Origin of the sequence: Advenella sp. FME57 (assembly GCF_014897675.1) — a bacterium.
In the GTDB taxonomy this organism is placed as follows: domain Bacteria; phylum Pseudomonadota; class Gammaproteobacteria; order Burkholderiales; family Burkholderiaceae_B; genus Advenella.
The window spans coordinates 26,473-40,082 of the sequence record NZ_JABUXU010000013.1; the positions used below are offsets into that span (position 1 = coordinate 26,473).

The 13,610-nt window shown below is 54.7% G+C and carries 14 protein-coding genes; 11 read left to right on the top strand and 3 right to left on the bottom strand.

Features of this window, described 5'->3' with window-relative positions; all coding sequences use genetic code 11:
* Genes INT32_RS15275 through INT32_RS15295 form a run of 5 tightly spaced genes read left to right on the top strand, consistent with a single transcriptional unit; the run spans nt 1 to nt 4,234 of the window.
* Nucleotides 1–1,224, top strand: a complete 1,224-nt coding sequence (locus tag INT32_RS15275; protein ID WP_193089576.1) for a pyridoxal phosphate-dependent aminotransferase — start codon at nt 1–3, stop codon at nt 1,222–1,224.
* 26 nt (nt 1,225–1,250) lie between these two features.
* Complete coding sequence (locus INT32_RS15280; protein ID WP_193089577.1) at nt 1,251–2,075, top strand: ABC transporter substrate-binding protein; 825 nt, start codon at nt 1,251–1,253, stop codon at nt 2,073–2,075.
* An 18-nt stretch (nt 2,076–2,093) separates the two neighbouring features.
* Nucleotides 2,094–2,798: an amino acid ABC transporter permease gene (locus tag INT32_RS15285; RefSeq protein WP_193089578.1), complete on the top strand. Its 705-nt coding sequence runs from the start codon at nt 2,094–2,096 to the stop codon at nt 2,796–2,798.
* Between the two features lie 8 nt (nt 2,799–2,806).
* Nucleotides 2,807–3,502: an amino acid ABC transporter permease gene (locus INT32_RS15290; RefSeq protein WP_193089579.1), complete on the top strand. Its 696-nt coding sequence runs from the start codon at nt 2,807–2,809 to the stop codon at nt 3,500–3,502.
* A gap of 9 nt (nt 3,503–3,511) precedes the next feature.
* Nucleotides 3,512–4,234, top strand: coding sequence for an amino acid ABC transporter ATP-binding protein (locus INT32_RS15295; protein ID WP_193089580.1), 723 nt, complete (start codon nt 3,512–3,514; stop codon nt 4,232–4,234).
* Here INT32_RS15295 and INT32_RS15300 read toward each other — a convergent pair.
* The gene (locus INT32_RS15300) at nt 4,224–5,162 is read right to left on the bottom strand and encodes a LysR family transcriptional regulator (protein WP_370540244.1); all 939 of its coding nucleotides are present in this window, start codon (nt 5,160–5,162) and stop codon (nt 4,224–4,226) included. The genes INT32_RS15295 and INT32_RS15300 overlap by 11 nt on opposite strands.
* 204 nt (nt 5,163–5,366) lie before the next feature.
* Here INT32_RS15300 and INT32_RS15305 point away from each other — a divergent pair, with 204 nt between their 5' ends.
* The gene (locus tag INT32_RS15305; RefSeq protein ID WP_226817110.1) at nt 5,367–6,359 is read left to right on the top strand and encodes a tripartite tricarboxylate transporter substrate binding protein; all 993 of its coding nucleotides are present in this window, start codon (nt 5,367–5,369) and stop codon (nt 6,357–6,359) included.
* A 230-nt stretch (nt 6,360–6,589) separates the two neighbouring features.
* Here the strand turns inward: INT32_RS15305 and INT32_RS15310 are convergent, their stop codons facing one another.
* A complete protein-coding gene (locus INT32_RS15310; protein ID WP_193089581.1) occupies nt 6,590–7,831 on the bottom strand; it encodes a CaiB/BaiF CoA-transferase family protein in 1,242 nt (413 codons plus the stop codon).
* Between the two features lie 276 nt (nt 7,832–8,107).
* Complete coding sequence (locus tag INT32_RS15315) at nt 8,108–8,605, bottom strand: MarR family winged helix-turn-helix transcriptional regulator (RefSeq protein WP_193089582.1); 498 nt, start codon at nt 8,603–8,605, stop codon at nt 8,108–8,110.
* Between the two features lie 226 nt (nt 8,606–8,831).
* Between INT32_RS15315 and INT32_RS15320 the strand changes: the two genes are divergently transcribed.
* From INT32_RS15320 to INT32_RS15340, 5 genes are all read left to right on the top strand, one after another.
* Nucleotides 8,832–9,776, top strand: a complete 945-nt coding sequence (locus tag INT32_RS15320) for a nitronate monooxygenase family protein (RefSeq protein WP_193089583.1) — start codon at nt 8,832–8,834, stop codon at nt 9,774–9,776.
* 48 nt (nt 9,777–9,824) lie between these two features.
* The gene (locus tag INT32_RS15325) at nt 9,825–10,550 is read left to right on the top strand and encodes an enoyl-CoA hydratase/isomerase family protein (protein WP_193089584.1); all 726 of its coding nucleotides are present in this window, start codon (nt 9,825–9,827) and stop codon (nt 10,548–10,550) included.
* 11 nt (nt 10,551–10,561) lie between these two features.
* Nucleotides 10,562–11,758: a CaiB/BaiF CoA-transferase family protein gene (locus INT32_RS15330; RefSeq protein ID WP_193089585.1), complete on the top strand. Its 1,197-nt coding sequence runs from the start codon at nt 10,562–10,564 to the stop codon at nt 11,756–11,758.
* Nucleotides 11,759–11,852: 94 nt separating this feature from the next.
* Complete coding sequence (locus INT32_RS15335; protein ID WP_193089586.1) at nt 11,853–12,839, top strand: tripartite tricarboxylate transporter substrate binding protein; 987 nt, start codon at nt 11,853–11,855, stop codon at nt 12,837–12,839.
* Between the two features lie 11 nt (nt 12,840–12,850).
* Nucleotides 12,851–13,609 carry an enoyl-CoA hydratase/isomerase family protein gene (locus INT32_RS15340; protein ID WP_193089587.1) on the top strand — a complete coding sequence of 253 codons (759 nt, stop codon included), beginning with the start codon at nt 12,851–12,853 and terminating at the stop codon, nt 13,607–13,609.
* Nucleotide 13,610: the final 1 nt, after the last annotated feature.

Sequence of the window (13,610 nt, forward strand, 5' to 3'; positions counted from 1 at the left end):
ATGACTACATTGATGACAAGCCCGAACGAGTTGCTGGCGCAGCGGATGCAGCGCATCAAGGCCTCGCCGAGCATGGCTGCGAAAAAGAAAGTAGATGCGCTCAGGGCCGCCGGTAAAGATATTGTTGACTTTACGATCGGGGAGCCTGACCTTGCGACGCCGGAGCATATCGCCACAGCCGCGGTGCAGGCGATTCGGCACGGCGCGACCAAATACACGGCATCTGCCGGTGTTCCCGAATTGCTGCAGGCCGTTGCGCAAAAGTTCGAACGCGAAAACGGCCTTCGCTACGCGACCGATCAGCTCATTGTGGGTACCGGCGCCAAGCAGTTGATCTATACGGCGCTGGCTGCAACATTGAACGACGGCGACGAGGTCATTATTCCGACACCATTCTGGGTATCTTACCCCGACATGGTCACGCTCAATGGCGGCACGCCGGTCATGCTCGCCAGCACTGCCGAATCAGGATTCAAAATGTCGGCAGCAGAGCTGGAACGGGCCATTACCGAAAAAACCAAGTGGCTGTTGTTAAATAGTCCGAATAATCCGTCAGGGTCCATGTATACCGCAACGCAGTTTCGCGAAATTGCGGCAGTGCTGGAACGTCATCCGCAAGTTAATCTGATGATTGACGAGATATACGAACACTTCAGCTATGACGACGTGTATGTATCACTGGCCACATACAGTGAACCCCTCAGGGCGCGTACCTTGGTGGTCAATGGTGTTTCCAAGGCGTATGCCATGACCGGCTGGCGTATCGGTTATGCCGCAGGTCCTGCGGCTCTGATCAAGGCGATGACGACCCTGATATCGCAGACGACCTCTTGCGCCAGTGAACCCAGCCAGCGCGCTGCAGTGGCGGCGCTGACGCAGGACCAGGCTTGCGTGCGAGAGGCCTGCCGCATTTTTCGTGAACGCCGTGACGTGATTGTGCCTTTGCTCAATGCGATCGAGGGCATGACATGCACGGTTCCGCAAGGCGCATTTTACGTATTTCCGAGTGTCAAGGGGCTGCTGGGCAAATATACGCCTGATGGCAAGACCCTGGCTACGGATTTGGATGTTGTGCATTACCTGCTGGACCATGCCGGTGTGGCGGTGCTTGACGGCACAGCCTATGGAGCGCCGGGGTTTATAAGGATCAGCTTTGCTACTGATTTGGCTATCATCAGAGAAGGGTGTGAAAAGATTGCATCTGCTTGCAGACAACTTGTCTAACAATGAAATTTTCCAGGAAAGTCATCATGAAATTGAAAAACCTATTGACCATATTGCCCATTGTGATGGCATGCGCCAATGTTGCGCAGGCCGACGCGCTCGATACGATCAAGGAGCGGGGCACGCTGGTATGCGGCACGCTTGGCACGTCTGAACCATTCAGTTTTCAGGACCAAAAGACGCGCCAGGTGGTTGGCTATGAAGTGGATCTGTGCAAGGAAATCGCTGACAGTATCGGCGTCAAACTCGAGGTCAAAATGATTTCGGTGGCCGCACGCATTCCCGAACTGGCAGCAGGCCGTGTGGACGTGGTCGCCGCCAATCTGGGCTGGTCTGTGGATCGGGCCAAGCAAATTGACTACAGTTATGCCGATTATGTCAGCCCGCAGAAGATACTGATCCGTCAGGCTGATGCCGACAAACTGAAAAAAAATGCTGATCTGGCGGGCAAGCGCGTGAGCGCTGTAAGCGGTTCATCTTCGGAGGCGGGCGCAAAACGCCTGATCCCGGATGTCACCACGGTGACGTTCAAAGACCCGCCTACGGCGTTTGTTGCACTTCAGCAGAAAAAAGTGGATGGTTTCGTCGGATCCGAGCTGATGCTTCTGAAGTTTGAACAAGGGGCACAGAAAACCCCGGTCAAACTGACCATGATCGAAGATCCGCTTTTTACCGAGCCATGGGGCCTTGGCGTCAAAAAAGGGGAAAAGGCGCTACTTGGCAAGATTAATGAAACGATGGCCGGCCTTGAGCAATCCGGGAAAGCCCAACAGATATTCGATCGCTGGTTCGGACCCCAGACCCAGTTCCATACCAAGCGGGTATTCAAGATGGAAGAGATCAAAGGCTAGGGCGCAGGTAGCCGGTATATGAACTACACATTGGATTTCGCATCGCTGCTTGGCGGCCAGTATCCGTGGCTTGTGCTACAGGGCGTACTGACGACGTTGAAGATGACCCTGCTGGCCTGGCTGATTGCTTTTGGCCTTGGCAGTGTCCTGACCGTCGTGCGTACGCTCAATATCCGGGTTATCAATTACCTGATTGCCGTGTATGTTGCCTTTCACCGTAACGTGCCCATGCTGGTTCATATCCTGTTTTGGTACTTTGGCGTGGCCTCGATTGTGCCCGAGGCGATCAACGATGCAATCAATGTAATAGGCGGCGAGTTCTTCTATTCGACGGTTGCCATCGGCCTGGTCACTGCCGCCTACGTGACAGAGGATTTGCGCAGCGCGATCCGGTCGATACCGACAGGGCAGATGGAAGCGGCCAGAACCCTGGGTTTGAATTATCTGCAATCGATGCGCAAAGTGATTTTGCCGCAGGCATTTGTTGTCTCCATTCCCACGCTCACCAACCAGACCCTGTTGCTGTTCAAAAACACCAGTCTTGCAATGGCAATAGGTCTGATCGAGCTGACGGGCGCCGGTCGTGAGATCGAGTCGGCAACATTCAAGACGTTTGAGATTTATTTAATAGTAACTGTGATCTATCTGGTTATTTCGCTATGCCTGATGTTTATCGGTGCGAGTCTGTCCAGAAAGGCCGCCTTCAGTGAAAAACGGTCTTAGGACACAGCATGTTTGAAATACTTTCCGATAACTGGTTGTTGCTGCTGGTTGGCCAATATCCACAGGGGCCGCTGGGCGGGCTGGCTGCAACCATCGTATTGGCCGTGCTCAGCCTGGTTTTCTCTTTCCCTTTGGGTATTTTGCTGGCGTTGTGCCGGATTGGTTCAGTGCGTATTTTGTACTGGCCTGCCACAGCCGTCGTTTATGTGGTGCGCGGCCTGCCGTTGATTATGTTTATATTCTGGGCATACTTCATGGTGCCTGTGATTATCAATCGCCCGGTTGCCGGTACGACGACCATGGTGGTGGCGCTCGTTTTCTATGAGAGCGCGTACATTTCCGAGATTGTACGCAGTGGCATTCAGGCCTTGCCTGCCGGACAGCTGGAAGCGGGGCGCTCGCTGGGCCTGAGTTATTTTCAGACGATGCGCAAAGTCATTTTGCCGCAGGCGCTGTTCAATACGATACCCAGCATTCTGAGCCAGTTTATTTCAACGGTGAAAGAGACGTCTTTGGGGTTTGTGATCAGCGTGCATGAACTGACCTTTGCCGCCACCCAGATCAATAATATATTGCTGACCCGTCCGTTTGAAGTATTCGGCTTGCTGGCATTGACTTACTTTTTTCTCAATCTGATTCTGGTAGGGCTGGTCAAAGTGGTTGAGACGCGCATTGAACACAGCCGTATTGCATTTGAGGGATAGGAGTTTCGCATGATTCAGTTTAACAATGTGTCCAAGTGGTACGGCCAGTACCAGGCCTTGTGCGACGTGACCGCAAAGGTGTCCCAGGGCGAAGTGCTGGTGGTGTGTGGCCCGTCCGGTTCAGGCAAGTCCACGCTGATTCGCACCGTCAATCGGCTTGAGCCGATACAGGCCGGTTCCATTATTGTGGATGAGCAGGACGTTAACGCCTGCAAATCAATAGACGAGCTGCGCAGCCATATCGGGTTTGTGTTCCAGCAGTTCAATCTGTTTCCCCATATGAGCGTGCGCGATAACCTGATGATGGCGCCGGTGATATTGAAGCGCAGCAATAAAGCGGCGGCGCGCGATAAGGCCATGTCGCTGCTGGAGCGGGTGGGCCTTGGCCATAAAGCCGACGCCTTTCCCGGGCAGCTGTCAGGCGGACAGCAGCAACGGGTCGCCATTGCTCGTGCGCTGGCCATGAATCCGAAGATCATGCTGTTTGACGAGCCCACCAGCGCGCTGGACCCCGAGATGGTCAACGAGGTTTTACTGGTGATGAAGTCGCTGGCAACGGAAGGGATGACAATGATTTGCGTGACGCACGAAATGAATTTTGCGCGGGATGTAGCCGACACTGTCTGGTTCATGGACGCCGGCGCTATTGTCGAACAGGCGCCGCCGGCCGAGTTCTTTAGCCGGGCCCGGACCGAGCGCGCCCGCAAATTTTTGGCCGATATCAGGCATTGATGCCGCTGCCGTAAGGAATGCCGAAATTGCAGACGTCCTTGGCCAGCATGGCAACTTCTTTGTAGAGCATGGCGTTGGCATTTTTAGCATACATGGCGCAGTAAAGGGATTTGGGCGGGGCTTTAGTGGTCTTCAGAATGGCCAGCTTGCGGCTGGTGACCAGTGGATAGAAATAGTCGATGGGCAGGCAACTGATGCCGAAACCGGCGACCGTCAGTCCTGCCATGGCCAGCAAGCTGTTGATCGTAAACAGGTTTTGCTCTGCTGTATAGGGTTGCAGCCAATCGTCATACAGGGAATTGAGGCCCGATTCCATGTCCTGTCGAATCAGTGACATTTCGGAAATTTCCTGCGGCGTGTAGACCCGGTCACTTGTGATAATGCTGGGGCTGCCTACCCAGGCGAAGTGAACGTAGTCCAGGGGATACTGTTCCAGCAATGGGGATTTGAATTCATTGTGCAAAAAGGCCATATCCAGCTGACCTTTGAGCAGGTTCTGCTGCAGCTCGGCTGCCATTCCTGTTTTGGGACTGACCGTCAATTTGGGAAAGAGGATGCGCAATTGCGCAATCAGATCGGGCAGCCAGGTCATTGCCGTGATTTCGGTAATGCCCAGACGCAATATGCCTGAGAACGTGTGATGGCCCTTGAGTTTCATGAGCATCACATCGCGCTGCGTCAGCAGCTCGGAAGCCAGTTCAACCATTTCCTGGCCTTTGGGTGTCAGGGTTGCCTTGTGGCCGCTGCGATCAAAAATGTTGACGTCGAAATCCGATTCCAGCTCCTGGATGCGCTTGGTAATGGCAGATTGGGTTGTATTCAGGCGTTGGGCCGCGTTGGCAAAACTGCCAAGCTGCACCACCCAGTAGAGGGCTTCGATCTGTTTGAATGTAAGCATCGCGACTTTAGGATTGGATTGTATGGACACAACATGTTTCGTTGCGGCCAAATGCAGTGGGAGACAAATTGATTCCCGAAAAGAATCATTATTATCAATCAATATTATTTTTTTTCAAATTCAATTATGGCTGCATTTGCATCCATAAAGGTTATTAGTCATCGCCTGGCCGCAATAGGCCGCGCACCTGACATCGAATCGTGGCTGACTGCCACCCAATCAAGGAGATCATTTATGAAAACAAGCAAGAAACTCAGACGTCTGTATGTGCCTGCCTTAGCCGGTGCGCTACTGTCAATCGCTGCGCCGGCAACGGCCCATGCTGAGGCCTTTCCGGAACACGCGATCAAGCTGGTCGTGCCCTGGTCGCCAGGCGGAGCAACCGATGTGCTGGGTCGTATCCTGGCCAAAGGGCTGGCGGCTCAGTTGAAGCAGACAGTGGTCGTGGAAAACAAGGCGGGCGCCGGCGGTAATATCGGTACAAGCGCATTTGTGCGTGAGAAAGCGGACGGCTATTCGCTGTTGGTGGCCACCAGTTCGACCAATGCGGCCAACCCGCATTTATACAAGCGGCTGGGTTTTGATGCGCAAAAGGACTTTGCCCCGGTTGCATTTGTGGCCAATATTCCAAATGTGCTTGAAGTACCCAAGGACTCGCGCTTTGCTTCAGTGGGCGATCTGCTCAAATTTGCCAAAGAAAAGCCGGGAGAGCTCAATTATGGATCTGCCGGCGTGGGCTCATCCCAGCACCTTGCCACGTCGCTGCTGCAACACATCACGGGCGCCAGCTTTACGCATATTCCCTACAAGGGTAGCGGCCCGGCGGTGAGCGATTTGCTGGGCAAGCAGCTTGATTTCATGATTGATACAGGCTCTATGGCGCAGGTCAAGGGTGGGAACCTGAATGCGCTGGCCGTGGCATCGAAAAAACGCATCGCGTTTTTGCCCGACGTGCCCACGTTTGAAGAAGCAGGCATCAAGGATATGGTGGCCTCAGCCTGGTATGGCATTGTTGCTCCAAAGGGCACTCCGGCAGATGTCGTCGATACCTTGAATAAAGCGATCAATAACGCGATCAAAGATCCCCAAACCCGCGCCCAGCTCGAAGGCATGGGCGCGCAGGTTGTAGAAGGAGACAACACATCAGCCGAGTTTGGCGCATTCATTCAATCTGAAATAACGCGTTACGCCGAACTGGTGAAAATGTCAGGCGCCAAGCCCGAGTAACTGCCGGTATGCTCTGGCGATGTTCAAACGCGGGGCCAGCGTTGCTATTGATTTATGCAACAACGGCGAATGCATAATGCCGGTAGCCGGGTGGCTCCAGGCTGTTGGCCGCCCGGCGTTATCGATATCAGTGAGACGATATCGGCTCCACGGCATCGGTTTCACTTATCGCGAACGTGTCAGCGCAGATATAAGGTCGCGCCGGGCTTAAGCGATGCCTTGCGACGCGTTTAACTGCCGGCGGCGCTGCCGTGTGAATCGCTTTGGTAGGCTTCGCCAGCCTGCAGCATGCTCAAGATGGCGTCTTCGCCAAAGCCGGCCTCGGCCAGAATCTGCCTTGTGTGCTGGCCAATATGCGGGGCATGATGGCGCAGCGTCGGCGAAAAACCGGTCATGCGGACTGGCACATTGAGATGTCGTATCGTTCCCTGCGTGGGATGCTGCTGCTTTTGAACCAGGCCCACATCAGCAATATGCGGATCCGACAGCAGGGAAGAAATGGTATGGCAAGGCATGCAGGGGATGTCGTACTGCGTGAGCCGCTCCAGCCAGTATTGCGTACTACGCTTGGCCATTTCTTGCGCACGCAGTGAAAAAAACTCGGAAATGTGATCAATTCTGTTGATGGCCCGGTTAAAGCGCGAGTCGCACTTGAGCTGCGGTCTGCCCATTGCATCGAACAGGGCCAGTACCTGGGCATCGGTATTGGTCGTGATACAGATATAGCCATCACTGGTTTTGACCGGGCGAGCGTTTTCATCAAGCAAACGCTTGTCGCCGCTGGACGAGATCGGGGGGTCAAAAGATTCACCGTACAGATGCTCGCTGAGCACCAGCGTGGCATAACTTTCAAACATCGGAACTTCAATCTCCCGTGGACCGGGATCCCGGGTTTGTGCATAGAGTGCGACCACAATGGCATTGGCCACCATGAGCGCAGCCGTTCTGTCCACCACCACATAAGGCACATAGCGCGGCTCCTTGCCATTCTGAGCAAACAGGGATGCCAGTGCCGTCGCGCCCTGCAAGATGGAATCATAGGCAGGACGGTTGGCATAGCGCCCCTGGCTGCCGAAGCCGACGATGTTGCAATAAATCAGATCGGGATTGACGCTACTTAGCGCACTGAACGAAATGCCCAGCCGGGCCATGGCGTCTGTTCGCATATTATGGATGACAATATGCGACTGGGCGGCAAGTTTCATGAACGCAGACTTGCCCCGTTCTGTTTTGAGGTTCACGCAAATGCTGCGTTTGTTACGGTTCATGTGCATGAACTTGCCCGACATGCCGGGGGTGGGGGAATGCCCGGAGATCCAGCGTATGATGTCGCCCGATTGCTGCTCCAGCTTGATGACGTCTGCTCCGTAGTCCGCCAGCGTCTGTGTGGCATAGGGTCCGACAACGGCTGAGGTCAGGTCCAGAATGCGTACGCCCGCCAGCGGTAACTGGTGTGGTGTCTCTTTATTCATGGGAATTGACCGGGGCCCGACCCTGCAGGCAAAAATGCTGACGGTTTCACGATTGTCATTCCTCCCGAACAAATATATAGTTATCAATGGCAACCTTATATGGTTGATTAATGAAACTATATCACGTTTGGGGGAACTTCAGCGATGAGATCGTGCCGTTTTGCCCTGTGCCCGACAAAGGGCAGGCTCGACGCGTGTGCGGGGGAAGGGGCGGCAAGCGCATTGCCCTGTGTACAGCACAAAAAAACCGACGCCTTCCTGCTACCTGCTTTGCGCTTACGGCTTACGGGCCGGCGCCTCGGTGTTGTCCTTTTTGCGACCTGGATGCAGATCCATCAGAATTTTTGTGCGAAAGATCAGCTTGTCTACGATCACGTCAAACTGCTCCTTTTCCTGTGGCGTCAGTACGTCCAGAATTTCATTGTTCCTGCGCAGGGCGATGGGAAACGCGCTGGCATAGAGCTTTTCTCCTTCTTCCGAAAGCGACAGCTGGATGCTGCGACCGTCGCTGTCACTGCTTTTACGCTGGATAAGGCCGCGCTCTGACAAACTGGCCACCGCTTTGCTGGCGCGGCTTTTGTCAATGTTTGCTTCCTTTGCCAGTGTTTTCAATGACATGGGGGCAAAGGCGGCCAGCAGGCCGATAAAGCGCCAGCTCTGCTTGTCCAGGCCGAACAGATCCTGGTTGATAGATTCGGCCAGCGTGCTGCTTAAAAATGCCAATCGGTTCAGGCGATACGAAAACAGTTCTTTGATGTTTTCAGGTTGCTTCATGGTGATCATCGTCTTTATGTTTCCAATGTACTGAATCATGCGGGATATGATAAAAAAAATCAACAAAAATAGTTGAATAAAGAAACTATATGGTTTACGATTTGCTTAATGGTTGAAAAATTCAACTAGTTTGTCATCGATTCTAGCTGAGACTGCCGTCTGGTCTGGCGGCAAATATCAGGCAACACCTATTCTTTTCTACTCATTGTTCTCAGGTCGACACTGCATGAAAACCCGTATTACCCAAATATTGAATATTGAATATCCGATTATCCAGGCTGGCATGAGCTGGGCATCGTCCAGCGCTGCGTTGCCGATAGCGGTCTCCAATGCGGGTGGGCTTGGCATGATTGCTGCCGGACCGATGTATGAGCAGGATTTTCGCAAGGTGCTGCAAGCGGTGCGCGCCGGCACCGATAAACCCTTTGCGGTCAATATCCCGCTGTACCGGCCTGGGGCCGAGGCTTTTCTGGACATGGCCTATGAATTTCGGGTTCCCGTCATTTTTGCATCGCAGGGCGGACCTAAAGCCCACCTTGCCCGTTTTCGGGAGATCGGGACAAAGTGGGTCCATGTGGTGTCCACGCTGGAGCATGCAGGCAAGGCCGCAGCCGCGGGTGTTGACGCCCTGGCCGTGGTGGGCGCCGAGGCTGGTGGGCATCCGCCAGCCAATGAAGTGAGTTCGCTGGTTATCGTGCGCAAGGCCGCCCGGGATTTTGCGCTGCCGATCGTGGGCGGCGGCGGTGTCGCCGACGGTTATGGCATTGCCGCCATGCTTGCACTGGGTGCCGATGCCGTGCAACTGGGAACCCGCTTTCTGATGACAGAGGAGGCCAGTGTCCATGATGCTTACAAGTCCGTGGCGCTGGCAACGGGCGTGGATGGCACTGATCTGGTCGGTCGCAAGGGGTTGCCGGTCAGAATGATTCGCAATGATTTCGCTGCGCATATGCAGCAGATCGATTTATCGGCCTGCGACAAACAGGAATACGAAGCCCAATTTCGAAAAAGCACGCTCAGGCAGGCCGCGCTGGAAGGCGATGTGGCATGGGGCAAAGTGGAGCTTGGCCAATCGGCCGGGCTGGTAGACAGCATTGTGCCGGTCAGCCAGCTTATGCAGCAACTGGTGGCTGAACTGAATGACGCCCGGCGCGCCCTGAGTGAAATATGAAGTGCACTATGAAGTGGAATATGAATTTTACGAACGGAAGGAAATAGCATGTCTGTCTTGCTGACTGAAATTGAAAACAATGTTCTGACCATCAGTCTGAACCGGCCTGAAAAACACAATGCCCTGAATACGGCGCTGACCCAGGCGCTGCTCGATGCCCTCAAGGATGCAGAGCGTGATCCCCAGGTCAGGGCGATTATCGTGCATGGCAACGGCAAGTCTTTCTGTGCGGGAGCTGACACGACAGAGTTCAGCAGTCTGACGCCGGCCGCATCAGAGCAGGTGCTGGACCGTGCGGATCTGACAACGGCATTGCATTTGTCATTTTCAAAAATTGCCAAGCCGATTATTGCTGCCGTGCATGGCAACGCGCTGGGCGGCGGCGCTGGGCTGGCGCTTGCCTGTGATCTGGTCGTGATGGCTGAAGATGCCCGTTTTGGCTACCCTGAACTGAAGCACGGAATTGTTGCTGCAGTAGTGCTGGCCAATCTGGTGCGACAGCTGGGGCAGAAAAGAGCCTTCGAACTGGTGGCGATGGCCGAACCAGTGAGCGGTCAGCGTGCCTTTGAACTTGATCTGGTCAATCGAGTCTGCCCGGCCGCAGACGTACTGGGCGAGGCCCGGATCTTTGCCGAGAAACTGGCCAGTTGGAGTCCTGTGGCGATGGCGACGACCAAACGCACATTCTATCGCGCGGCAGACCTGGCCCTTGAAGAGGCACTGGCTGTGGGCCGTGATGCGAACGTCATGATGCGCGGGTTCGGCAAACCATGAAGGCAAATAGCATGCGACCACTGGAAGGGCTGAAAATACTCGATCTGTCACGAGTACTGGCATGCCCGTTTGCCTCTATGATTCTTGCTGAAATGGGCGCGCAGGTAATCAAAGTGGAACAGCCGGTCACCGGTGACGAAACGCGTCATTTCGAGCCGCGCGTGACAGGGGAGCATGGCAGCGAATCAGCCTACTTTTTTGCATTTAACCGCAGCAAGCAATCGATGACCGTCAATCTGCGATCGCAAGAGGGACAGAAAATAATCAGGGAACTGGCGCGCGAGGCCGATGTGTTCCTGGAAAATTTTCCGGTCGATACCCTGAAAAAATACAATCTGCACTACGATGCCATCAAGGAGCAGAACGAGGACATCGTCTATGTGTCGTGCACCGGCTTTGGCATGACAGGACCGTATGCGCCGCGCAAGGGCTATGACACGGTTTTTCAGGCGATGGGCGGCATCATGAGCCTGACCGGAGAGCGTGGTGGCGGTCCTGTCAAACCCGGCTTGCCGGTCGCTGACCTGACTTCGGGGCTATGGATTGTGATTGCGATTCTGACTGCCATGGTCGGCAAAGACCGAACGGGTCATGGCTGCCATGTGGATTTTTCCATGTTCGACGGGCAGGTTGGCTTACTATCACTGGCTGCCGCCCGTTATTTTTCGCTGGGCGAAGTGCCGGCCCGGCTGGGCACCGAACATCCCGGGCGGGTGCCTTCTGCTGCCTTCGAATGTGCCGATGGCAGGTGGGTGCAGATCACCGGCAGCGACCAGCACTGGATACCCCTGTGCGAGCTGCTCGGACTGGATAAATGGGCGGCAGACGCCGTGCTGGCAAAGAATGCCGAGCGGGTGCGACGGCGCAGCGAAGTCATGCAGGGGTTGCAGCAGGCCATTGGCAAGCTGGATCGTGACCGGCTTTGCCAGTTGTGCGACGAACGTGGTGTGCCGGCCGGCCCGATTCTATCGGTCGATGAGATTTTTGCCGACGCCCATGTGGCAAGCCGGGAGCTGGTGCAGCGTTTTGCCCACCCCCAAGTGGGTGAGTTTGAAGGGATTGCCGTACCGTTTAAATTCACAGGATACGACAACCCGGTCATGGGACGGCCACCCCTGCTGGGCGAGCATACAGATCATATCTTGATGGAAAAACTCGGACTGACTGAAGCACAAATCCGAGGCTTGAGGCAACTCAAGGCAATTTGATATTACGGCTGGCATATCCGGTTGTATTTTTGCGGATCTGCCATTACAACGCCATTTTCGACTGATGCAAAAATCAGCTATACAGGAGACAGATATGTTCAACTATTTTTCCAGCGGCAACCGGCTCTTTGCCGGCGCCATAACGATACTGGCGGCGGGCGTCATGCACACAGCGCAGGCAGCCGGCTTTCCGGATAAACCAATTACGTTCATCAACCCGTATGCTGCCGGTGGACCGGCTGATATTCTGGCGCGCATAGTGGCAAAGCAAATGAGTGATGTGCTGGGCCAGTCCATTATCATCCAGAGCAAACCGGGTGGCGGCGCAAGCATTGGCGCCGAGTATGTTGCTCGGGCCAAACCCGATGGCTATACCGTGCTGTTCGGCACAGCAGCTGCGCATGTAGTGACGCCCCTGATGCAAAAGGTGCAGTATGACGGCATCAAGGACTTTACCTTTGTCGGCATGGTCGGCAATATTCCGAATGTGTTAACCGTTGCGGCCGATTCGGGTTTGAAATCGGTCGATGAGCTGATCAAGGACAGCCAGAACAATCCGGAAAAATATACCTATGCCTCGGCCGGCAACGGCAGTTCACCCCATCTGACCGGAGAAAATTTCAAACAGAAAACGCAGGCTAGATTACTGCACGTCCCCTACAAGGGGGCGGCGCCTGCATCGACAGATCTGGCCGGTGGACTGGTCAAGGTCGGTTTTCTGAACTTGCCCGCGGTGTTGCCGTTCATCAAGCAAGGCAAGCTGCACGCGCTTGCGATTGCCGCCAACAAGCGCTCCCCCGCGTTGCCCGACGTTCCAACCATGGACGAACTGGGTTACGACGGCTTCAAGGGCTCGAGCTGGTATAGCATGGCCGTACCGGCCAATACCCCCAGGGAAGTGGTCGATACTTTGTACGCCGCATTGAAAAAAGTCTCGGAAAGTCCTGACACGATCAGTATGTACGAGAAGCAGGGCGTTGAACCGTTTCTGATGGATAGCAAGGCGGCAAGCGACTTCGTTGCCCAGGACCGTGAAAGAATAGAAAAGCTGCTGAAGGCGGCCAATATTACAAGCAAATAAGGATACGACAAATGTCATATGAAACGATTGAACTGACGGTAGAGGAAAATGGTGTGGCCACTGTACTGTTGAATCGTCCGCAAAGCAGAAACGCGCTGAATGTGAGAATGTGTTCAGAACTGGTCAGCGTCACTGAGCAGATCGAACAGGACGAACGCATTCGCGTGGTGGTTTTCCGTGGCGCGGGCCCGGCGTTTTGTGCGGGCGCAGATCTGAAAGAGCGCAAGGATATGACATTGTCCGATATGACGGCCAGACGGGTAGCCGGTTTTGCCGCCTATGATGCGATTGAAAAACTGTCGCGTCCCGCTATTGCGCTGGTGCACGGTCCGGCTTTTGGCTCCGGTTGTGAAATTATCGCTGCGTGCGACTTTGCCTGGGCAACGCCCGAGGCCACCTTCCGTTATCCGGAAGTGAGCTGGGGTACGGTGGGCGCTACCCAGCGCATCAGCCGGATTGCCGGAATCCGCACTGCCAAGGAACTGCTCTTTAGCGGTCGTGTTTTCGTTGCGCAGGAGGCGCGCGAGTACGGTCTGATCAATCGGGTTGTCCCGCAAGATACGATTGCTGAACAGCTGATGCAAATGGCTGGGGATATTGCAAATGCAAAACCACTGACGGTCAAGCTGACCAAGCATTGCATCAATGCCGGGGTTGAAACGACTCGCGAGGGCGCCATGGCGATTGAACTGCTGGCAATTGAAAAGAACCTGCGCAATAGTGACTGGAAGTCCGCCATATCCACATTCGGCAGCGTAAAAGGAGCGTGAT